The sequence below is a fragment of the Caballeronia cordobensis genome (assembly GCF_001544575.2).
Classification (GTDB): domain Bacteria; phylum Pseudomonadota; class Gammaproteobacteria; order Burkholderiales; family Burkholderiaceae; genus Caballeronia; species Caballeronia cordobensis.
In genome coordinates, this window is record NZ_FCNY02000032.1 from 1 (window position 1) to 20,372 (window position 20,372).

The 20,372-nt window shown below is 64.4% G+C and carries 21 protein-coding genes; 18 read left to right on the forward strand and 3 right to left on the reverse strand.

Annotated features, from left to right (window positions below):
• The 3 genes from AWB70_RS35235 to phaR all read left to right on the forward strand — a co-directional run.
• Positions 1–93 (forward strand): hypothetical protein (locus AWB70_RS35235; protein WP_143281742.1); only part of this gene is annotated, 93 nt, incomplete at its 5' end.
• A gap of 72 nt (positions 94–165) precedes the next feature.
• A complete protein-coding gene (locus AWB70_RS35240; protein WP_014191586.1) occupies positions 166–906 on the forward strand; it encodes a 3-ketoacyl-ACP reductase in 741 nt (246 codons plus the stop codon).
• Positions 907–1,063: 157 nt separating this feature from the next.
• Positions 1,064–1,636, forward strand: coding sequence for a polyhydroxyalkanoate synthesis repressor PhaR (gene phaR / locus AWB70_RS35245; RefSeq protein ID WP_014191585.1), 573 nt, complete (start codon positions 1,064–1,066; stop codon positions 1,634–1,636).
• 69 nt (positions 1,637–1,705) lie between these two features.
• Here the strand turns inward: phaR and AWB70_RS35250 are convergent, their stop codons facing one another.
• On the reverse strand, positions 1,706–2,491 hold the full coding sequence (locus AWB70_RS35250) for a hypothetical protein (RefSeq protein WP_053568322.1): 786 nt from the start codon (positions 2,489–2,491) through the stop codon (positions 1,706–1,708).
• A 152-nt stretch (positions 2,492–2,643) separates the two neighbouring features.
• On the opposite strand from AWB70_RS35250, the gene AWB70_RS35255 reads away from it, so the two are divergent.
• From AWB70_RS35255 to AWB70_RS35285, 7 genes are all read left to right on the forward strand, one after another.
• On the forward strand, positions 2,644–2,946 hold the full coding sequence (locus AWB70_RS35255) for a type II toxin-antitoxin system HigB family toxin (RefSeq protein WP_053568321.1): 303 nt from the start codon (positions 2,644–2,646) through the stop codon (positions 2,944–2,946).
• Between the two features lie 4 nt (positions 2,947–2,950).
• Entirely contained in the window at positions 2,951–3,313 is a 363-nt protein-coding gene (locus AWB70_RS35260; protein WP_014191582.1) for a helix-turn-helix domain-containing protein, read from the forward strand.
• Positions 3,314–3,414: 101 nt separating this feature from the next.
• Positions 3,415–4,806, forward strand: coding sequence for a 30S ribosomal protein S12 methylthiotransferase RimO (gene rimO / locus AWB70_RS35265; RefSeq protein ID WP_374730272.1), 1,392 nt, complete (start codon positions 3,415–3,417; stop codon positions 4,804–4,806).
• A 4-nt stretch (positions 4,807–4,810) separates the two neighbouring features.
• Entirely contained in the window at positions 4,811–5,734 is a 924-nt protein-coding gene (locus tag AWB70_RS35270) for a sugar kinase (protein ID WP_014191580.1), read from the forward strand.
• Positions 5,735–5,776: 42 nt separating this feature from the next.
• Positions 5,777–6,961 (forward strand): beta-ketothiolase BktB, encoded by a 1,185-nt coding sequence (gene bktB, locus AWB70_RS35275; protein ID WP_045450694.1) that lies wholly within the window; start codon positions 5,777–5,779, stop codon positions 6,959–6,961.
• A 21-nt stretch (positions 6,962–6,982) separates the two neighbouring features.
• A complete protein-coding gene (locus AWB70_RS35280; RefSeq protein WP_053568320.1) occupies positions 6,983–7,636 on the forward strand; it encodes a hypothetical protein in 654 nt (217 codons plus the stop codon).
• A gap of 67 nt (positions 7,637–7,703) precedes the next feature.
• A complete protein-coding gene (locus AWB70_RS35285) occupies positions 7,704–8,903 on the forward strand; it encodes a cystathionine beta-lyase (protein ID WP_045450692.1) in 1,200 nt (399 codons plus the stop codon).
• Between the two features lie 33 nt (positions 8,904–8,936).
• Here the strand turns inward: AWB70_RS35285 and serB are convergent, their stop codons facing one another.
• Positions 8,937–9,776, reverse strand: a complete 840-nt coding sequence (gene serB / locus AWB70_RS35290; RefSeq protein WP_053568319.1) for a phosphoserine phosphatase SerB — start codon at positions 9,774–9,776, stop codon at positions 8,937–8,939.
• Between the two features lie 49 nt (positions 9,777–9,825).
• Complete coding sequence (locus AWB70_RS35295) at positions 9,826–10,782, reverse strand: LysR family transcriptional regulator (protein ID WP_053568318.1); 957 nt, start codon at positions 10,780–10,782, stop codon at positions 9,826–9,828.
• Between the two features lie 103 nt (positions 10,783–10,885).
• Here AWB70_RS35295 and AWB70_RS35300 point away from each other — a divergent pair, with 103 nt between their 5' ends.
• From AWB70_RS35300 to AWB70_RS35335, 8 genes are all read left to right on the forward strand, one after another.
• Positions 10,886–11,902 carry a zinc-binding alcohol dehydrogenase family protein gene (locus tag AWB70_RS35300; protein WP_014191574.1) on the forward strand — a complete coding sequence of 339 codons (1,017 nt, stop codon included), beginning with the start codon at positions 10,886–10,888 and terminating at the stop codon, positions 11,900–11,902.
• Between the two features lie 153 nt (positions 11,903–12,055).
• Entirely contained in the window at positions 12,056–12,607 is a 552-nt protein-coding gene (locus AWB70_RS35305; RefSeq protein ID WP_053568317.1) for a DUF6013 family protein, read from the forward strand.
• Positions 12,608–12,875: 268 nt separating this feature from the next.
• Positions 12,876–13,778, forward strand: a complete 903-nt coding sequence (ku, locus tag AWB70_RS35310) for a non-homologous end joining protein Ku (RefSeq protein ID WP_053568331.1) — start codon at positions 12,876–12,878, stop codon at positions 13,776–13,778.
• An 18-nt stretch (positions 13,779–13,796) separates the two neighbouring features.
• A complete protein-coding gene (gene ligD, locus AWB70_RS35315; protein ID WP_053568316.1) occupies positions 13,797–16,508 on the forward strand; it encodes a DNA ligase D in 2,712 nt (903 codons plus the stop codon).
• Positions 16,509–16,532: 24 nt separating this feature from the next.
• The gene (locus tag AWB70_RS35320; RefSeq protein ID WP_374730273.1) at positions 16,533–16,793 is read left to right on the forward strand and encodes a hypothetical protein; all 261 of its coding nucleotides are present in this window, start codon (positions 16,533–16,535) and stop codon (positions 16,791–16,793) included.
• Positions 16,794–16,982: 189 nt separating this feature from the next.
• Entirely contained in the window at positions 16,983–17,585 is a 603-nt protein-coding gene (locus AWB70_RS35325) for a biliverdin-producing heme oxygenase (RefSeq protein ID WP_053568314.1), read from the forward strand.
• The gene (locus AWB70_RS35330; RefSeq protein ID WP_053568313.1) at positions 17,582–19,909 is read left to right on the forward strand and encodes an ATP-binding protein; all 2,328 of its coding nucleotides are present in this window, start codon (positions 17,582–17,584) and stop codon (positions 19,907–19,909) included. Before AWB70_RS35325 ends, AWB70_RS35330 begins: the two co-directional genes overlap by 4 nt.
• Positions 19,902–20,366 (forward strand): response regulator, encoded by a 465-nt coding sequence (locus tag AWB70_RS35335; RefSeq protein WP_014191567.1) that lies wholly within the window; start codon positions 19,902–19,904, stop codon positions 20,364–20,366. Before AWB70_RS35330 ends, AWB70_RS35335 begins: the two co-directional genes overlap by 8 nt.
• Positions 20,367–20,372: the final 6 nt, after the last annotated feature.

Consider the following 20,372-nt stretch of genomic DNA (forward strand, 5'->3'; position numbering starts at 1 on the left):
CACGAAATGCAGAAGCGCGACGCGAAGAAGGGCCTGGCGTCGCTGTGCATCGGCGGCGGCATGGGTGTCGCGCTGGCGGTGGAGCGTCCGTAACAAGGCAACATTGGGAAGGGCAAGCGGGCGGTGTAGTTCGAGCGCCGCTCGCATAACAAAATGGAGTGAGGAATGACGAAGCGCATAGCGTATGTAACGGGCGGGATGGGCGGCATCGGCACCAGCATCTGCCAGCGCCTGCTCAAGGATGGCTTCACGGTCGTCGCGGGTTGCGGTCCGAACTCCCCGCGCCGGGTGAAATGGCTCGAAGACCAGAAAGCGCTCGGCTTCGACTTCGTCGCCTCGGAAGGCAATGTCGGCGACTGGGAGTCGACCAAGAACGCGTTCGACAAGGTCAAGGCGGAAGTCGGCGAGGTCGACGTGCTGGTCAACAATGCGGGCATCACGCGCGACGTCGTGTTCCGCAAGATGACGCACGAAGACTGGACCGCCGTCATCGACACGAACCTGACGAGCCTCTTCAACGTGACCAAGCAGGTCATCGACGGCATGGTGGAGCGCGGCTTTGGCCGTATCATCAACATTTCGTCGGTGAACGGTCAGAAGGGTCAGTTCGGCCAGACGAACTACTCGACCGCCAAGGCTGGCATCCACGGCTTCACGATGGCGCTCGCACAGGAAGTGGCGACCAAGGGCGTGACGGTCAACACCGTGTCGCCGGGCTATATCGGCACGGACATGGTGAAGGCGATCCGTCCGGAAGTGCTCGAGAAGATTGTCGCGACGATTCCCGTGCGGCGTCTGGGCACGCCCGACGAGATCGGCTCGATCTGCGCGTGGCTGGCGTCCGACGAATCGGGCTTCTCGACCGGTGCTGACTTCTCGCTGAACGGCGGCTTGCACATGGGCTGACGGGCGGCGGCTTCCCGCGACGCGCCCGAGTGCGCGCGGGAAGCCGCCACTCGCCGGTTTAATCAACGATGCGGCGAACACGCAGCAGCGCTTTTTTGCGACAACGCAAGACCTGCTTGCTGCCATCGCAGTAAAGTTTTGCGTTTAAAGGCGTTAAATGACCACTACTACTACAAAGAAAGCCGCCGAACGACTCATCAAAAAATATCCAAACCGTCGGCTATACGATACGGAGACGAGCACTTACATCACGTTGTCCGACGTGAAGCAACTCGTGCTCGATCAGGAAGACTTCAAGGTCCTCGACGCGAAGTCCAACGACGATCTCACGCGCAGTATTCTTTTGCAGATCATTCTCGAAGAGGAAAGCGGCGGGCTGCCGATGTTCTCGTCGGTGATGCTGTCGCAGATCATCCGCTTCTACGGCCATGCGATGCAGGGCATGATGGGCACGTATCTGGAAAAGAACATCCAGGCGTTCATCGACATTCAGCAGAAGCTGACCGAGCAGAGCAAGGGTATGTACGACGGCAACGCGCTCAACCCGGAGGTCTGGTCGCAGTTCATGAACATGCAGGCGCCGATGATGCAGGGCATGATGACGAGCTACATCGAGCAGTCGAAGAACATGTTCGTGCAGATGCAGGAGCAGATGCAGTCGCAGGCGAAATCGATGTTCAACACGTTTCCGTTCCCGACGCCCACGCCTTCGTCGACGGAGAAGAAGTAGCCGGTTTCACGGGCGCGGCCGGCGTCGAGGCTTCTCGTGCCTTGGCGTGAGCGCCCGCATGCCGTCCGCTCACAGTCCGCCCACCGCGCGCGCCGGGTCCTGCGCCCACGCCGCGCTGAAATCGCCGCGATACGTGAACGCGCCGTGATGGGCGAGCTTCGAGCGGGCATCCACATAGACCTTTCCGCCCAGATCGCGCCAGCGCCGGCAGAACGCGTAGTCTTCGGAAAGATAGCGTCCGGTTCCGGGCTCGACCATCACGTCGAAAAAGCGATGGCAGTAGCCGTGCAGCGGCGAGTCCGGCGGCGCGTCGGGCACGTAGCGCAGTTCGGGCATGCGCTCGATCATCGTGTCGAGCACCGCGCGGCGGATGCACATGAAGCCCGTCGGGGCTTCGCTGACTTCCATGAACCCGTCGTCGTCGATTGTCCCGCGCGCGCCGTCGTGCGAATTCACCGGATAGCGCAGGGCGCGGGCGAAAAATTGTTCCTGCGTGAGGCCGGCGGGAATTTCGCCCGCCCAGTCGATGCGCTTCAACGGATACACGCCCGCGACCACATCGCGGTCTGCGAGCAGAAGGCGCAGCGCCTGGTCCGGCGTGAAGGCGATATCCGCATCGATCCAGAAAAGATGCGTGTGCTGCTTCTGCGCCAGGAAATGCGCGACGGCTTCGTTGCGCGCACGGGTGACGAGGCTTTCGCCGGCCCGGATGCGCATCGAGCCCTGCACGCCGAGACGCCACAGTTCGTTCGTCAGCGTGAGCATGCTGGTGGCGTAGCCCGACGTGACCTGGCCGGAATAGCAGGGGGTGATGAAGAGCGGGTTGAAATGGCGGAGCGCGGAGTGGTCGAGCATAGTGCCTACGGATTGCGGAGCGAGGACGTGATAGTAGGGCGCGTCATTGCTGCAAATTGTGGAAAAGTGTGTGTTTTTCCGGTCTGCGCCACGTACATTCGCTAAAATTCGGCCATTGCCTCAGTCCCAATATGGGACTAAAGTGGAGCCGTATGCGAATCGTCGCGAGAAAATCGTTGTCTGCTTTCATCCGAAGGCATGCGCAGGCCGAGCAAGCCTTGTTGGCGTGGTACGCGGAAACATCCAAGGCGGTGTGGAGAACGCCTCAGGACATCAAGGAGCAGTATTCGTCCGCGAGTTTCGTGGGACGTAATCGCGTCGTTTTCAATATCAAAGGCAACGAGTATCGACTGATCGTGGCTGTGGCGTATCGCGTGGGCGTCGCCTATATCAAATTCGTCGGCACGCATGCGCAATACGACAAGGTCGACGCGGCAACCGTCGAGATGGAGTAAGACCATGGAGATTCATCCGATTCGCACCGAAGCCGATTACACCGCATCGCTCGCCGCCGTGGCGGTGCTCGTGGACGCCGATCCCGCTCCCGGCACGCCCGAGGGCGACGCACTCGACATCCTGACGATCCTCATTGAGCGATACGAAGCCGAGCGCTTTCCGCTGGCCGCTCCCAGCCCGATCGAGGCGATCAAATTCCGCATGGAGCAGGCGGGCCTGTCCGTGCCCGATATGCAGCCGTACATCGGGAACCCGAACCGGGTCTACGAGGTCCTCGCAGGCAAACGCGCATTGAGCCTCGCGATGATTCGCCGCCTGCATGAAGGTTTGAACATTCCGGCCGACGTGCTCATCGGCGCGGCATAGCGGTTGTGCGGTCTCCGGCGGCAATCGCAAAATCCGCCGCCCCAGCGCGCCGGGGTAAAATGATGGATTGGCCTCGTGCGACCAGAAACGACATTCTCCCCGTGAAAAACACTTTAGATTCAATCGCCAAGACGAATCCCGCGCCGAAAATCGGCATGGTTTCCCTCGGCTGCCCGAAAGCGCTCGTCGATTCCGAGCAGATCATGACCCAGTTGCGCGCCGAAGGTTACGAAATCTCCGGCACGTATGACGGCGCGGACCTCGTCGTCGTCAACACCTGCGGCTTCATCGACGAAGCCGTGCAGGAAAGCCTCGACGCCATCGGCGAAGCGCTCTCCGAAAACGGCAAGGTCATCGTGACCGGCTGTCTCGGTGCGAAAAAGAGCGCGAGCGGCACGGGTCTCATCGAAGAAGTGCATCCGAAAGTGCTCGCCGTCACCGGCCCGCACGCGACCAACGAAGTGATGAACGCGGTGCACGCGCATTTGCCGAAGCCGCACGATCCGTTCACCGATCTCGTGCCGCCCGCCGGCATCAAGCTCACGCCGCGTCACTACGCGTATCTGAAGATTTCCGAAGGCTGCAACCATCGCTGCACGTTCTGCATCATCCCGTCGATGCGCGGTGATCTCGTGTCGCGTCCCGTCGCCGACGTCATGCTCGAAGCCGAAAACCTCTTCAAGTCCGGCGTGAAGGAACTGCTCGTGATTTCGCAGGACACGAGTGCCTACGGCGTCGATGTGAAATACCGCACCGGCTTCTGGAACGGCAAGCCGCTCAAGACGCGCATGACCGATCTCGTCGGCGCGCTCGGCGAACTCGCCTCACAATACGGCGCGTGGGTGCGCCTGCATTACGTGTATCCGTATCCGAGCGTCGACGAAGTCATCCCGATGATGGCCGAAGGTCCGCTCAGGGGCCACGTGCTGCCGTATCTCGATGTGCCGTTCCAGCACGCGCACCCCGAAGTGCTCAAGCGCATGAAGCGCCCGGCCAACGCCGAAAAGGTGCTCGAACGCGTGAAGACGTGGCGCGAAATCTGTCCGGACCTGACCATCCGCAGCACGTTCATCGCGGGCTTTCCGGGCGAAACGGAAGAGCAGTTCCAGACGCTGCTGGATTTCCTGAAGGAAGCGGACCTGGACCGCGTCGGCTGCTTCGCGTATTCGCCGGTCGAAGGCGCGAGCGCGAACGAGCTCGACGGCGCCTTGCCCGACGATGTGCGCGAGGACCGCCGCGCGCGCTTCATGGAACTGGCTGAAGAGCTGTCGGCCAAGCGCATGAAGAAGAAGGTCGGCAAGACGCTGAAAGTGCTCGTCGACGAAGTGAGCACGGACGGCGGCGTCGGCCGCACGGCGGCGGATGCGCCGGAAATCGACGGCGTCGTCTACATCGCGCCGGCGACCAAGGCATCGAAGCGCTACAAGGCCGGCGACTTCGTTTCGGTGAAGATCACCGGCGCGGACGGCCACGATCTCTGGGGCGAGGTGTAAGCACATGCCAGCGATGCCGCACGTTCTCGCGCTCGGCGAGGCCATGGTCGAGTTCAATCAGTCCACGCGCGATCAGCCGAACTATCTGCAGGGCTTCGGCGGCGATGTCTCCAACTTCCTGATCGCGGCGTCGCGTCAGGGGGCGTCGACCGGTTTCGTGTCCGCCGTCGGCAACGATCATTTCGGGCAATTGCTGCTCGATCTGTGGCGCGCGGAAAACGTCGATACATCGACCGTGCGCGTCGATCATGACGCCCCCACGGGCGTCTATTTCGTGTCGCACGGCGAGAGCGGGCATCGCTTCGACTATCTGCGCGCGGGCTCGGCGGCGAGCCGCTACGCGCCGTCGCATTTGCCGCTCGATGCCATCGCGGCGGCGAAGATCATCCATCTGTCGGGCATCAGCCTCGCGATCGGCGTGGCGGCGTGCGACGCCGCGCTCGCCGCCATCGATCATGCGCGCTCGCACGGCGTGAAGGTCAGCTTCGATACGAACCTGCGCCTGAAGCTGTGGCCGCTCGCGCGCGCCCGCGCGGTGATGACCGAAGCGATCCGCGCGACCGATATCTGCCTGCCGAGCTGGGACGACGTCACCCTGCTCACGGGCCACGAGGACAAAGACGCCATCGTCGACGCATTGCTGGCGCTTGGCCCGACAATCATCGCGCTGAAGCTCGGCCGGGAAGGCGCGTATATCGCGACGCCGGACGAGCGGCGTGTCGTGCCGGGCCGCGTCGTGCAGGCGGTCGATGCAACCGGCGCGGGCGACTGCTTCGGCGGCGCGTTCATCGCGCGCATCGTCGCGGGTGACGACGCGTTCGCGGCCGCGCGCTATGCGAACGCGGCGGCGGCCCTGTCGACGCAAGGCTTTGGCGCCGTCGCGCCGATTCCGCGCAAGGACGAGGTCGAGCGCGCGCTGGCGGAATAATCGAGCGGAATACACGAACACCCAGGCAAAGGAGACGACAACATGCAGCGAGAAGTGGTGGTGGTAAGCGGCGTGCGCACGGCGATCGGCGATTTCGGCGGCGCGCTCAAGGACTTCAGCCCGACCGATCTCGGCGCGCGCGTCGTGCGCGAGGCGCTCTCGCGGGCGAACGTGAAGGGCGATGAAGTCGGTCACGTGGTCTTCGGCAACGTGGTCCATACCGAGCCGCGCGACATGTATCTCGCGCGCGTCGCGGCGCTCGACGGCGGCGTTGCGCAGCACGCGCCCGCGCTCACCGTGAACCGTCTGTGCGGCTCCGGCTTGCAGGCGATCGTCTCGGCGGCGCAAGCCATTTTGCTCGGCGATGCCGATGTCGCCATCGGCGGCGGCGCGGAAAGCATGAGCCGCGCGCCGTACATCATGCCCGCGGCGCGCTTCGGCCAGCGCATGGGCGATGCGCGCGTCATCGACATGATGGTCGGCGCGCTCAACGATCCGTTCGACAAGATTCACATGGGCGTGACGGCGGAGAACGTCGCGCAGAAGTTCGGCATCACGCGCGAGATGCAGGACGCGCTCGCGCTCGAATCGCACCGCCGCGCGGCGCACGCGACCGAAGCCGGTTACTTCAAGGAACAGATTCTGCCGATCACGATCGCGTCGAAGAAGGGCGACATTGTCTTCGACCGCGACGAGCACGTGCGCATGAACGCGACGCCGGACGACTTCACGAAGCTCAAGCCGGTCTTCGCGAAGGAAAACGGCACGGTGACGGCGGGCAACGCGTCGGGCATCAACGACGCGGCCGCGGCCGTCGTGCTGATGGAGCGCGCCGTCGCGGAGAAGCGCGGCCTGAAACCGCTCGCGCGCCTCGTCGCCTACGCGCACGCCGGCGTCGATCCGAAGATCATGGGCATCGGCCCGGTGCCGGCGACGCAGAAAGTGCTGGAGCGCGCGGGCCTTTCCGTCGGCGATCTCGACGTCATCGAGGCGAACGAGGCGTTCGCCGCGCAAGCGTGCGCCGTGTCGCAGGAACTGAAGCTCGATCCCGCGAAGGTCAATCCGAACGGCTCGGGCATTTCGCTCGGCCATCCGATCGGCGCGACCGGCGCGCTCATCACCGTGAAGGCGCTGTACGAGCTGCAGCGCATCGGCGGGCGTTACGCGCTCGTGACGATGTGCATCGGCGGCGGGCAGGGCATCGCGGCGATCTTCGAGCGCATCTGAAGGACGCAAAAGGAAGCAAGGATGACGCACAGCATGAAGGGGCCGCGGATGCTCGCGGCTTTGGCCATCGCGGTGGCGCTCGCCGCCTGCAATTCGCCGATGCCGAAAAGCTCGACCGGCGTGATTCCGCAAAACGAGCGGGAGCCCGCCGGCGCGGATGTGCACGGCGCGCAGGCCGCGATCAAGGAACTCGCGCTGCCGCCGCAAAAGCCGCTGACGCCGAATCCGGAGTTCGCGCGCTTTCCGCGCTATGTCGGCACGCTCGGCGGCAGGCAGATCGAGATGAAGCTCGGCGCGAAAACCGACGACCCTTCCGGCCTGCACGGCGAGTATCGTTTCGCCGGCAGCCCGAACGTGATTCTCGTCGCGGGCGATCGCGACGGCGACACGCTGGAGATCGAGGAATCGAACGACGGCACGCACATCACGGGCAACTGGGTTGGCAAGATCGCGGCGGACGGCAGCCTGTCGGGCGAGCGCATGGACCCGGACGATTCCAACGGGCAGCCGTTCGATCTGCGTCCGGCCGTGGCAGGTGTGAAATTGCCCGCGATGCCGCCAGCGGGTGCGGCGAAGGCGCCACCCGCGCCGCCCGCGCCGTCGCTGGAACCGGCGCCGCCTGCGCCGCCCAAGAATGCCGTGGGCGGCACGAGCAACGTCATCATCGGCGAATAGCCCGACTTGTTTTTACGCCGCCGGCCCGATCCGGCGGCTTTTCTTTTTCGCGATTCACATCGAAGCCATGACCGATTCACGCAAGAACACTAACGACCACGATCTGCAAACCCGCATCGTGCAACCGAAGGATCGCATCACGCCCGGCTTCGAGTCGTTTTCCGTGCCGGTCGCGCGCGCATCGACGGTCGTGTTTCCCGATCTCGCGACGATGCGTTCGCTCGTCTGGAGCGACGATTCGAAATGGCGCTACGGCCTGCACGGCACGCCGACGACGATCGCGCTCGCGCAGCGCCTCGCCGCGATCGAGGGCGGCGAACACGCGCTGCTGCAGCCGTCGGGGCTGGCGGCAATCTCCAACGTGTACTTCGGGCTGGTGAAGGCGGGCGACCACGTTCTCGTGCCCGACAACGCGTATTCGCCGAACCGCGAGCACGCGGACTGGCTCGCCGCGGACTTCGGTCTCGAAGTGACCTACTACGATCCGATGACAGGCGCGGGCATCGCCGATGCGATCCGCCCGAACACGAAGATCATCTGGCTCGAAGCGCCCGGCTCGGTGACGATGGAAGTGCAGGACGTGCCGGCGATCGTCGCGGTCGCGCGGGCGAAGGGCATCGTCACCGCCATCGACAACACGTTTTCGGCGGGCCTCGCGTTCAAGCCGTTCGAGCATGGCGTCGACATTTCCGTGCAGGCGCTGACGAAGTATCAGTCGGGCGGCAGCGACTTGCTGATGGGCGCAACCATCACGCGCGATATCGAGCTGCACAAGAAGCTGAAGCGAGCGCGGATGCGCATGGGCATTGGCGTGTCGGCGGACGATGCGTCGCTCGTGCTGCGCAGCCTGCCGACGATGCAAACGCGCTACGAGGCGCACGACCGCACCGCGTTTGCGCTCGCCCACTGGCTCGAGACGCGCCCGGAAGTCGCCGCGGTGCTGCATCCGGCGCTGGAAGACTGCCCGGGTCACGCCTTCTTCGAGCGCGATTTCAAGGGCGGCGCGGGCGGGCTGTTCTCGATCGTGTTCGATGGCCGCTACAGCGCCGCTCAGGTCGATGCATTCGTCGAAGCGCTCGAACTGTTTTCGATCGGCTGGAGCTGGGGCGGGTCGCACAGCCTCGCGATGCCGTACAACGTGCGCTCGATGCGCACCGCGTCGCAATGGCCGCACGAGGGCGTGCTGGTGCGCTTCTATATCGGGCTGGAAGCGGAAAGTGACTTGCGCGCGGACCTGGAAGCGGCGCTCGCAAAAGCGTTCGCCTGAACGACAAACGGCGCCGCAAGGCGCCGTTTGTCGTCAGAACAGGCGCAGCAATCCGTCCAGGCCGACGAAGTTGAACGCGACGCTCGCCGACTGCCGCACCACCGGCTTCGCGCGAAACGCCACCGACAAGCCGGCTTCGGCCATCATCTTCAGATCGTTCGAGCCGTCGCCCATGGCGATGGCGCGTTTCGGATCGATGCCGATCGCGGCGCACGTCTCGATGAGCGTGCGCGCCTTTTCATCGGCGTTCACGATATCCCCGACGACCTTGCCGGTCAGCTTGCCATCGACGATTTCGAGCGTGTTCGCGCGCGCGTAGTCGAGGCCGAGGCGCGCCTTCAGCCGCTCCGTGAAAAACGTGAAGCCGCCCGACACGAGCAGCGTTTTCAGGCCCGCCGCGCGCGCGCCTTCGAGCATGCGTTCCGCGCCCGGCGACAACTTCAGACGTTCCTCGTAGACGCGTTCCAGCGCGCTCGCCTCCAGGCCCTTGAGCAGCGCGACGCGGCGCGTGAGGCTCTCGTTGAAGTCCTTGATCTCGCCGCGCATCGACGCTTCGGTGATCGCCGCGACTTCCGCTTTCAGGCCGCAGAAATCCGCGATCTCGTCGATGCATTCGATCGTGATGAGCGTCGAATCCATGTCCATCGCGACGAGGCCGAAGTCCGCCAGCTTCGCGCCGGGCGCGACATAGGCGTAATCGAGCGCGTGCGCGCCGCAATAGGCGTCGATATCAGGGCGCTGCAATGGATCGGCGCCGATGAGACGCAGGAGCGTGTCGTCGATGCGATGCGTTTCCCGCGAGCGGGCGAGCGCCGCGAGCGGCCGCAGATGCGAATCGGAAATCGGTGCCAGGGCTTGAATGACGAGATTCATCGAAAAAAGAGCAGAAGAAGGGCGGCGAAACCGACATTGTAAAGAACCTTCAGCGCTGCACGCGCGCCGGATCGACATCCCAGTACGGCGGCTCGCCGAACTGCGCCGCCAGAAAGCCGATGAACGCGAGCGTCTTGGGCGGCACGAACGCGCGGCTCGGATACACCGCCCAGATGGCGACCTCTCGGGCGAGCGGGTAATCGTCGAGCACGGTAACGAGCTCGCCGCTCGCGATGAGCGGCGCCACGCTCCACGTCGATTTCAGGCCGATGCCGATGCCCGCCGCGAGCGCATCGCGGATCACTTCGCCGTTGTCGGTCACGAGCCGTCCCGACACGCGCACATCGAACACGCCGGTCGGCGTCACGAAGCTCCAGTCGCGCTGATCGGCGAGGATCACGCATTCGTGCTGGGCGAGATCGGCCGGATGGCGCGGCGTGCCGTGCGCTGCAAGATAGGCGGGCGAAGCGCACAGCACGCGCCGGTTGCTCGCGAGCTTTTTCGCGACGAGCGTCGAATCCTTCAGTGCGCCGATGCGAATGGCGAGATCGATGCCTTCATCGACGAGATCCACGATCTGATCGGTCATGCGCAGCTCGACCGCGACGCCGGGATACTGGCGCAGGAACGCGGGAATCAGCGGCGAGATGTGCTGGCGGCCGAGCGACGAGGGCATCGTCACGCGCAGGCGTCCGTGCGGCTGCTCGCGCGCTCGCCCGACCGATGCGCGCGCGGTCTCGGCGGCGTCGAGCAACTCGCGCGCGTGCGCCGCGAAGATCTCGCCTTCCTGCGTGACCGACACCCGCCGCGTCGTCCGGTGCAAGAGCCGCGCGCCGAGCATGCGCTCCAGCCCGGCGATGCGCGCGCTCGCGACCGCCGGCGACAGGCCGAACTCGCGCGCCGCCGCCGAGAGATTCGCGAGCGCCGCCGCGCGCATGAAAAGCCCGACGTCGAGCAGATCGAGGCGGTCGCGCGTCGTGGCATCCGCGAGAGCATCGCTCGTCATTTGATGGATTTCCAGAAGAATGTTTCAGCGATTATGACGGTTTTACAGATGGCGGTCGCGTACTAACATCGGAACCAGTTCAATCCAAAAATGGAGCCCGCCCATGAAAGCCATCGGCCTTACGCGTTACCTTCCGATCTCCAACCCCGAATCGCTCGTCGATATCGAACTCGCCAAACCGACGCCCACCGGCCGCGACCTGCTCGTGAAAATCGAGGCGATCGCCGTGAATCCCGTCGATACGAAAGTGCGCGCGCCGAAGGACAAGGTCGAGGACGCGCCGCGCGTGCTCGGCTGGGACGCGGCGGGCGTCGTCGAAGCCGTCGGTCCGGATGTCACGCTCTTCAAGGCCGGCGATCCGGTCTACTATGCCGGCGACATCACGCGGCAGGGCGCGAACAGCGAATTTCACCTGATCGACGAGCGCATCGTCGGCGCTAAACCGAAGTCGCTCGATTTCACCTGCGCCGCCGCGCTGCCGCTCACGACCATCACCGCGTGGGAAGCGCTGTTCGAGCGCCTTGGCGTGTCGGCGGAAGGCAAGGACGCGGGCAAGTCGGTGCTGATCATCGGCGGGGCGGGCGGCGTCGGCTCCATCGGCATTCAGCTTGCCAAGCGCGTCGCGAAGCTGCAGGTGATCGCGACCGCGTCGCGGCCCGAATCGGTGAAATGGGCGGAAGACCTCGGCGCGGATCACATCGTCAATCACTTTGGCGACATTGCGCAGCAGATGAAGGACATCGGTTTCGCGCAAGTCGATTACGTGCTCATCTTCAACGACACCGACCGCCACTTTCCGGCCGCCGCCGAAGTCGTCAAGCCGCAGGGCGGCATCTGCACGATCGTCGAAAACGCGAAGCCGGTCGCGGTCGAATTGCTGAAATCGAAGAGCGCGGCGTTTCACTGGGAGTTCATGTTCACGCGCGCGATGTTCAAGACGCCCGACATGATCGAGCAGCACAAGCTGCTGTCCGAAGTGGCGCGGCTGATCGACGCAGGCACGATCCGCACGACGCTCGGCAGGAATCTCGGCACGATCAACGCGAGCAATCTGCGCGAGGCGCATCGGCTGCTGGAGGAAGGGCGCACGGTCGGCAAGCTGGTTCTGACCGGCTTTTGATCGCGCGTTGACGAACGTCATTGACTTTGCCGCTCACGCGGGTTTTCCACTAGGATGACCCGGCATGCGGGGCGCTAGACTTGATCCGCCCTACAGCATGCCGGCGCGCTTGCGACGCCGGCCTTCCTCAGCGCTCGATACGGAGGTGGCGGCATGAACCGTCTTTCGAACGTTCGTCGCATCGTTTCCGTCGCCGCGCTCGCGATGTTCGCCGCGACGGCCCACGCGACGCCAGGCATCAAGGTTCTCTCCGAAGCGCCGAACGACGGACCGATCAAGTACACCGTGAAAATGGTGTCGAAGAGCTTTGGCAACGAGCAGGAAACGCGCACCATCCGCTCCGGACAGACCGATGACTTCACCTGGCAGGGCACGGCGCCAAGCGGCGCGCAGGCCGTGCCGGACGGCTGCCCGGGAGCGGCGTCCGTGCCCAAGAGCGCGGACGGCCAGGCCGTGCGGCAAGTGCAGATCCGTTTCGCGCCGGTCGTCGGCGACAACGGTTCGGCCAACGTGCAGATCAGCTTTCGCGCCTATGCGCCGAAAGGCACGAACAAGGTCACGGTCGGCGGCAAGAGCCTGCAATGTCCGGTCGATAACCGGTTGAGCCAGATCGTCCGTTTTTCGATGCCGACGTCGACCGGTTCGAAGAAAACCGTCACGCTCGACGACGGCACGCAACTGACCGTCACCGCAAGCCGGAAGTGAGTTTTTGGACGCGCCGATTCTCCCTCGGCGCATTTTTTATCGATCGAATCGCAACTAACCGTCTTTTCTTTCCACGCACGCGACAAGCAACACGGCAGTAAGGCTTACAGACGGCGAGGGCGCGGCGATAGCGTACGTTTACGCCATCGCCCGGGCGCGACGCGCCTATCCGCGTGTGCGCTTCTTGGCACGCTTCGTGCGATTCCTTTCGATGCCGCGCCGCATACGCGCGCGGCGCAAGCCTCGAACCGACAGCGAAGGTGCCGCGATGCCGCATATGATCTGGAAAGGCGCGATCAGCTTCGGGCTGGTCCACGTGCCCGTGCAACTCTATCCGGCGACGCAGTCGGAAAAGGTCGGCTTCAATCTGCTCGACAAGCGCTCGATGGATCCCATCGGCTACAAGCAGATCAACAAGAACACGGGCAAGGAAGTCACGCGCGACAACATCGTGCGCGGCTTCGAATACGAGAAGGGCAAATACGTGGTGATGACCGACGCCGAAATCCGCGCGGCCAATCCCGAATCGACGCAGACGGTCGATATTCTCGCTTTCGTCGATGCGCCCGACATCTCGTTTCTCTCGCTCGATACGCCTTATTACCTCGCGCCCGACCGCAAGGGCGAAAAGGTCTATGCGCTGCTGCGCGACGCGCTGAAGGACACCGGCAAAGTGGGCATCGCGAGCGTCGTGCTGCATAACAAGCAGCATCTCGCCGCGCTGATTCCCGTCGGGCCGGCGCTCGCGCTCAACACGCTGCGCTGGGGCGACGAAGTACGCGACTTCACCGAATTCAAGTTCCCCGACGAAAACACGAAGAAGGCCGGCGTCACGCCAAAGGAACTGGAGATGGCCAAGCGCCTCATCGACGACATGAGCGACACGTGGGACCCGTCCAAGTATCACGACACCTTCAGGGACGACATCATGGCGCTCGTCGACAAGAAGGTGAAGGAAGGCAAGGTCGCCGAAGTCATGACGATCGAGGAAGGCGGGGATAAGCCGTCGGCGGATATTCTGGATCTGTCGGAACTGCTCAAGCGCAGCCTGAAGAAGGGCGGCGCGGCGCCGGCCAAACGCGGCGCGAAGGCCGCGCAAGCCGAGGACGAAGCGGCCGCGGAAACCGCGCGTCCCGCACGCAAGACGACCACGCGCCGCAAACGCGCGTAAGTCTGGAAGCACACGACGATGGCCGAGAAACTCGACACCTATCAGCGGATGCGGCGTTTCGACAAGACGCCGGAACCGTCCGGCGCGGCGAAGCGCAGCGGCGTTGCGCGCGCGAAGAAGACCGCAAAAGCGACGGCGACAAAGGCCATGTCCTTCGTCATCCAGGAACACGACGCGCGCCGTCTGCATTACGACTTCCGGCTTGAGCTCGACGGCACGCTCAAGTCATGGGCGGTGCCCAAAGGGCCGAGCCTCGATCCATCGGTGAAGCGTCTCGCAGTGCATGTCGAGGATCATCCGCTCGATTACGGTTCGTTCGAAGGGGAGATTCCGGAAGGCAATTACGGCGCGGGCAGCGTGATCGTGTGGGATCGCGGGACCTGGGCGCCGCAGTCGGGCAGCGTGGAGGAAGCGGCGCGCGAATACGAGAAGGGCAAGCTCAAGTTCGTGCTCGACGGCGAAAAGCTGCATGGCGGCTGGACGCTCGTGAAAAGCCACATGCGCGGCAGCGGCGACAAGGAGCAGTGGCTGCTCATCAAGGAACGCGACGACGAAGCGCGGCCCGAAGCCGAGTATGACATCCTGCTGAAAAAACCGGGCAGCGTGCTTTCCGAATCGCTCGGCGCGCGCGCGAAGAACGGCGCGCTCATCGACCGTGCCGAACGCAAGGCCGCCGCCAAGAAAGCGCCCGCGCGCAGGACGGCGGCGCGCAAACAATCGGACGGGCACGCGCATCCGGATATCGTCGCGAACCGCAGCGCGGAATCGTTGCGCACCTTGTCGCACGAGCCGGCCATCGAAGGCGCGGTCAAGGCGAAACTGCCCGCGACATTCAAACCGCAGCTCGCGACGCTCGTCGATGCCGCGCCGCCCGGCGAAGACTGGGCCTACGAAATCAAGTTCGATGGTTATCGCATGCTGGCGCGCATCGAAACGACCCGCGGCAAGCGCGACATCCGCATCTATACGCGCAACGGCAACGACTGGAGTGCGAAGTTCTCGAAGCAGGTGAAGGCGCTCGAGAAGCTCGATATCGAAAGCGGCTGGCTCGACGGCGAAGCCGTGGTGCTCGACGAGCGCGGCCTGCCGGATTTTCAGGCGCTGCAAAACGCCTTCGATGCGGGACGGCCGCAGGACATCGTCGTGTATTTCTTCGATGTGCCGTATCTGAACGGCTACGACCTGCGCCACGTCCCGCTCGTGCAGCGCCGCGCGATGCTGAAGGCGCTCATCGAACCGGTCGACGATCCGGTGCTGCGCTATTCGCAGGACTTCGCCTTTCATGCGGACGAGCTGCTCAAGAGCGCTTGCGACATGGCGCTCGAAGGGATCATCGGCAAGCGCATCGACAGCGCGTATGTGCCGGGGCGCGGCAATTCGTGGATCAAGCTCAAGTGCAGACGCCGCCAGGAGTTCGTGATCGGCGGTTATTCGGAGCCGTCGGGCAGCCGCGGGCAATTCGGTGCGCTTCTGCTCGGCGTGTACGACAAAAGCGGCAAGCTGCAATACGCGGGGCGCGTGGGCACCGGTTTCGATCAGAAGATGCTCGTCGCGGTGAAGAAGGAACTCGACAAGCGCGAGACGCCGCGCATGCCGTTTGCGAGCGAGCCGCAGGAACGCAGCCGCACGCCCGTGCATTGGGTGAAGCCCGAACTCGTGGCCGAGTGCAATTTCGCGGAATGGACCAAGGAGCGCATCGTGCGACAAGCATCGTTCGTCAGTCTGCGTGACGATAAACCCGCGCGTCAGATCGTGAAGGAAGAGCCGGTGGCGGCGAAGAAAGTGGCGGCGAAGAAAACCGCTGCCGTGAAAAAGGCCAAGGCAAGCTCGGCCGAAGTCGAAGGCGTGAAGATCAGTCATCCCGATCGTGTGATCGATAAATCCGCCGGCTACACCAAGCTCGATGTCGTCGAATACTACGCATCGGTCGCCAAGTGGATGCTGCCGCATCTCAAGGACCGTCCGGTGTCGCTCGTGCGTGCGCCCGAGGATATCGGCGGCGAGCTCTTCTTTCAGAAGCACAGCGCGAAGCTCGCGATTCCGCATATCACGCAGCATCCCGATATCGATCCGGGACATCCGCCGCTGCTCACGATCGAATCGTCGAAAGCGCTCGTCGGCACCGCGCAGATGGGCACGATCGAACTGCATACGTGGAACGCGGTGGCATCGAACATCGAGAAGCCGGATCGCATGGTGTTCGATCTCGACCCCGGCGAAGGCGTGGGCTGGGAACGCATGATCGAGGCCGCGAAGCTCACGAAGGAACTGCTCGCGGAACTCGGCCTCACGTCGTTTTGCAAGACGAGCGGCGGCAAGGGATTTCATGTGGTCGTGCCGCTCAGGAAGCACGCGGACTGGGACGAGATGAAGGCGTTTTCGCAGGCGGTCGCGCAGCACATGGCGAACGCGCTGCCCAAGTTCTTCTCGGCGAAGATGGGCATGCAGAACCGCAAGGGCAAGATCTTCATCGACTATCTGCGCAACAACCGCGGTTCGAGCACGGTCGCGGCATTCTCGCTGCGCGCGCGCCCTGGGCTCGGCGCGTCGATGCCGCTATCGTGGGACGAGCTCGATGACGTCACGAGCGGCGATCAATGGAACATCGGCAACGCGCGCGAGCGGCTCGACGCATTGAAGCGCGATCCGTGGGCGGATTACGAGAAGGCGCGTCAAAGGCTCACGACGGAGATGAAGAAGCGGCTCGGCATGAACGGCGAGCGCAAGTGAAGTGGCACACACAGGGAGACGATGATGAAACAGTCGAACACAGCGCCGCAAAGCGTGCCCGAGCAGGGCCGCGAGATGGCGAGCAAGGACCGCGATACGCAAGCGCATGACGATGCATCGAATGCGCCGCTGCCGCACGAGACCGATCAGAGCGTCGAGTCGCAGCACGAAGAGGAGGCGCGCGATATCGGCAAGCAGGCGCACGAGGATATCGAGCGCGGACTTGTCGATACGGACCGGCGCGGCGCAAGCGAGTATCAACGCCAAACTCAAGGCAAGCGCTGAAGCGCTGCGGCGAATGGCAGCGCGCGGTGCGCTTGCGTAGAATGATTCGTTGATCGAACGCGGGTTTGAAAAGCAACACTCGCCGCGTTCTTTCTACCGATGCACCCGTTGCGCGAGCCTTCGAACCGGTAAGCCCTTCCGATGCATGCATCACGCCCGCACAGCGCCCAGCAGCCAATCCAACGCAACATGCCACTCGACCTCCTGTCCCGTCTGAAGCACGAAACCGCCGCGTGTCACGCGCGGCTCGAAGATGCACTCGACCTGATGCGGGACGACCTTCAACGCGACGAATACATCGCACTGCTCGAACGTTTCTATGGCTACGTCGCGCCGTGGGAAGAGGCGGTTGCCGCGTGCATGCCCGCATCGCTCGCGGACTTCTTCGATGCGCGTCGCAAGGCGCCGTTGCTCGCCGCTGATCTCGCCGCGCTGACGGGCAAGCAGCCGCAACTCGATCCATGCCATGACTTGCCGCGCATGCATACGCTCGGCGATGCGTTCGGCTCGATGTACGTGATGGAAGGCAGCACGCTCGGCGGGCGCTTCATCGCGCCGCATGTCGCCACACGTCTCCATCTCGAGCCGGGTGTCGGCAACGCCTACTTCGACGGCTACGGGCCGCGCACCGGCAGCATGTGGAATGCGTTTCGCGCGACCGCGGCGGCGTCGGTGCCGGAGCGCGAGTCCGACGACGCGGTGCAGGCCGCCATCGCGACCTTCGAAAGCCTGCGCGTGTGGCTGTGCCCCGAAGCGGTTGAGATCGAAGCAGCGCCGGGAGCGGCGTCATGAGCGACGCTTCGAGCAAACGGCCGTACGGTCCGCCCGATGCCGAAGCGCGCCGCCGCACGCTCAGCTCCGGCGTCGCCTCGAAGGACTGCGACGCCGAGCCGATCCACATTCCGGGCGGCATCCAGCCGCACGGCTTTCTGCTCGTGCTCGCCGACGATCTGCGCATCCTGCAGGCGAGCGAGAACATGTCTTCGCTGACGGGCGCGAGCGTCGATACCTTGCCCGGCAAGCCGCTCGATGCCGTGCTCGGCGTACAGGGCGCGCGACGCATCGAACAGGCGGCCGCGTCGGCTGCGCTCGACGATGCGCCGCTTTATATCGGCGCGATCGAACTCACGCCCGCCGCTTCCTTCGACGTCACGCTGCATCGTCATGACGGCGCGCTCGTCGTCGAAATGGAAGCGGCCTCCGCGACGGGCGATGCGTTCGCCTCCATGTACCCGCTCGTGCGCACGTTCGCGCGCGTGCTGCAGGACGCGCCGACCGTGCAGGCGCTCGCCGAGCTCGCGGTGCGCGAAGTGCGTTCGATCACCGGCTTTGGCCGCGTGATGCTCTACAGCTTCGACGAGGAAGGCCGCAGCCACGTGCTCGCGGAAGACCGCGACGAAAGCTACGTGTCGTTCCTGCATCAGTTCTTTCCCGCGTCGGACATTCCGCGGCAGGCGCGCGCGCTGTATCTGAAAAACCGCATCCGGCTCGTCGCCGACGTGAACTATCGGCCCGCGCGCCTCGTGCCCGCGTTGAATCCCGTCACGGGCCGTCCCACCGATCTCACCTACACCACGCTGCGCAGTTTCTCGCCGGTGCATCTGGAGTACATGCGCAACATGGGCACGCATGCGTCGATGTCGGTGTCGATCGTCGTGCGCGGCCAGCTGTGGGGTCTCATTTCGTGCCACGATCACGACCCGCGCATCGTGCCGTTCAACACACGCGTCGCGGTCGAGCATCTCGGGCACATGGTGTCTTTGCAGATCGAAGCGAAGGAAGAGCGCGCCGAAGGCGAGTATCTCGCCGCGCTGCGCCGCACGATGGGCCGCCTGATCGGTGCGATGGGCGAGCATGACGACTTCGTCGCGGGTTTGCAGGCGGTGCCGCAGGAGGTGCTGAGCTTTGCGGGTTCGGCGGGCGCGGCGATCGTGTTCGACGATCACGTCACGCTGCTCGGCGCCACGCCCGACGAAGACACGGTGCGCGCGCTCACGCACTGGCTCGCGGAGCACACCTCGGGCGTGTGGGCCACCGATTCGCTCGCGCGCCAGTGGCCGCCCGCGAAGGCGCACGAGGACAAGGCGTGCGGCGTGCTCGCGGTGCCGGTCTCGCAGATCTTTCGCAACTATCTGCTGTGGTTCAGGCCCGAGGTCATGCAGACCATCAAATGGGCGGGCGAGCCCGTCAAGATCGAGCAGGCCAATGGCGCGAGCGCGCCGCGCACGAGTTTTTTGCCGTGGCTCGAAACGGTGCGCGGCCATTCCGCGTCGTGGCGTCAGGGCGAGCTGGAGATCGCCGGCGAATTGCGCGGCGCGCTGCTGAATATCGTGCTGCGCCGCGCGGAGAAACGCGCCGAACTCGCGACCGAGCTTGCGCGCGCGAACAAGGAACTCGAAGCGTTCTCGTACTCCGTGTCGCACGACCTGCGCGCGCCGCTGCGCCATATCGCGGGCTACGGTGATCTGCTGCGCGAGCAGGAAGGCGAGCGCATGTCCGACAAAAGCCGGCGCTTTCTGAACAACATGCTCGATTCCGCGCGTTTCGCGGGCACGCTCGTCGACGACCTGCTGACTTTCTCGCAAATGGGACGCGCCGCGCTGCGCCCCGCGCCCGTCGATCTCAATCTGCTCGTGCGCGGCGTGGTGCAGGAGTTCGAGCAGGACAGCGGCGGGCGGCGCATCGAATGGGCGATCGGCGATCTGCCGCGCGTGACCGGCGACGCCGCGTTTCTGCAGCTCGCGCTGCGCAACCTGATTTCGAACGCGGTGAAATATACGAGAACGCGGGAATCGGCGAAAATCGAGATATTCGCGTCCCGAAGCGGCGACGAATACGTGATCGGCGTGCGCGACAACGGTGTCGGCTTCGACATGAAGTATGGCGCGAAGCTGTTCGGCGTGTTCCAGCGCCTGCATCGCGCGGAGGAGTTCGAGGGCACGGGCATCGGACTCGCCAACGTGCGGCGCATCGTCGAGCGGCACGAGGGACGCACGTGGGCCGAAGGACGGCTGGGAGAGGGCGCGATATTCTACTTTTCCCTGCCGGTCGTGTTCCGCAACGCCGGCGGAGCGCAGGGGATGTCAGCAATGAAGCCAAGAAGAGACCATGCTTAAACCGATACTGCTCGTCGAAGACAATCCGAACGATCTCGAGCTCACACTTGTTGCGCTCGACAAAAGCCAGCTTGCGAACGAAGTGATCGTGGCGCGCGACGGTCAGGAAGCCATCGACTATCTCACTTGCGAAGGCGAGTGGAAGGAGCGAGCGCCCGGCAATCCCGCGGTGATTCTGCTGGACCTGAAGCTGCCGAAAATCGACGGTCTCGAAGTGCTCGACATGATCCGCTCGAACGCGTCGTTGAAGAGCGTTCCCGTTGTCATGCTGACGTCGTCGCGCGAAGAGCAGGACCTCATTCGCAGCTACGAGCTGGGCGTCAACGCGTATGTCGTGAAGCCGGTGGAGTTCGCCGAATTCGTCGAGGCGATCAGCGATCTCGGCGTGTTCTGGGCCGTGCTCAACGAACCGCCGCCGGGGTCCACGCGCTTTCGCCGTCCGCCCTCTGCGCCATGATCGCCT

Excerpts from the sequence above, each read along its gene's own strand:
- AWB70_RS35280 (WP_053568320.1), top strand. The coding sequence starts at position 6,983 with ATGACGCACAGCATGAAGGGGCCGCGGATGCTCGCGGCTTTGGCCATC.
- AWB70_RS35285 (WP_045450692.1), top strand. The coding sequence starts at position 7,704 with ATGACCGATTCACGCAAGAACACTAACGACCACGATCTGCAAACCCGC.
- AWB70_RS35305 (WP_053568317.1), top strand. The coding sequence starts at position 12,056 with ATGAACCGTCTTTCGAACGTTCGTCGCATCGTTTCCGTCGCCGCGCTC.
- AWB70_RS35335 (WP_014191567.1), top strand. The coding sequence starts at position 19,902 with ATGCTTAAACCGATACTGCTCGTCGAAGACAATCCGAACGATCTCGAG.
- AWB70_RS35325 (WP_053568314.1), top strand. The coding sequence starts at position 16,983 with ATGCCACTCGACCTCCTGTCCCGTCTGAAGCACGAAACCGCCGCGTGT.
- AWB70_RS35270 (WP_014191580.1), top strand. The coding sequence starts at position 4,811 with ATGCCAGCGATGCCGCACGTTCTCGCGCTCGGCGAGGCCATGGTCGAG.
- AWB70_RS35255 (WP_053568321.1), top strand. The coding sequence starts at position 2,644 with ATGCGAATCGTCGCGAGAAAATCGTTGTCTGCTTTCATCCGAAGGCAT.
- AWB70_RS35240 (WP_014191586.1), top strand. The coding sequence starts at position 166 with ATGACGAAGCGCATAGCGTATGTAACGGGCGGGATGGGCGGCATCGGC.
- ligD (WP_053568316.1), top strand. The coding sequence starts at position 13,797 with ATGGCCGAGAAACTCGACACCTATCAGCGGATGCGGCGTTTCGACAAG.
- AWB70_RS35300 (WP_014191574.1), top strand. The coding sequence starts at position 10,886 with ATGAAAGCCATCGGCCTTACGCGTTACCTTCCGATCTCCAACCCCGAA.
- AWB70_RS35320 (WP_374730273.1), top strand. The coding sequence starts at position 16,533 with ATGAAACAGTCGAACACAGCGCCGCAAAGCGTGCCCGAGCAGGGCCGC.
- serB (WP_053568319.1), bottom strand. The coding sequence starts at position 9,776 with ATGAATCTCGTCATTCAAGCCCTGGCACCGATTTCCGATTCGCATCTG.
- AWB70_RS35295 (WP_053568318.1), bottom strand. The coding sequence starts at position 10,782 with ATGACGAGCGATGCTCTCGCGGATGCCACGACGCGCGACCGCCTCGAT.
- bktB (WP_045450694.1), top strand. The coding sequence starts at position 5,777 with ATGCAGCGAGAAGTGGTGGTGGTAAGCGGCGTGCGCACGGCGATCGGC.
- AWB70_RS35250 (WP_053568322.1), bottom strand. The coding sequence starts at position 2,491 with ATGCTCGACCACTCCGCGCTCCGCCATTTCAACCCGCTCTTCATCACC.
- AWB70_RS35260 (WP_014191582.1), top strand. The coding sequence starts at position 2,951 with ATGGAGATTCATCCGATTCGCACCGAAGCCGATTACACCGCATCGCTC.
- ku (WP_053568331.1), top strand. The coding sequence starts at position 12,876 with ATGCCGCATATGATCTGGAAAGGCGCGATCAGCTTCGGGCTGGTCCAC.
- phaR (WP_014191585.1), top strand. The coding sequence starts at position 1,064 with ATGACCACTACTACTACAAAGAAAGCCGCCGAACGACTCATCAAAAAA.
- AWB70_RS35330 (WP_053568313.1), top strand. The coding sequence starts at position 17,582 with ATGAGCGACGCTTCGAGCAAACGGCCGTACGGTCCGCCCGATGCCGAA.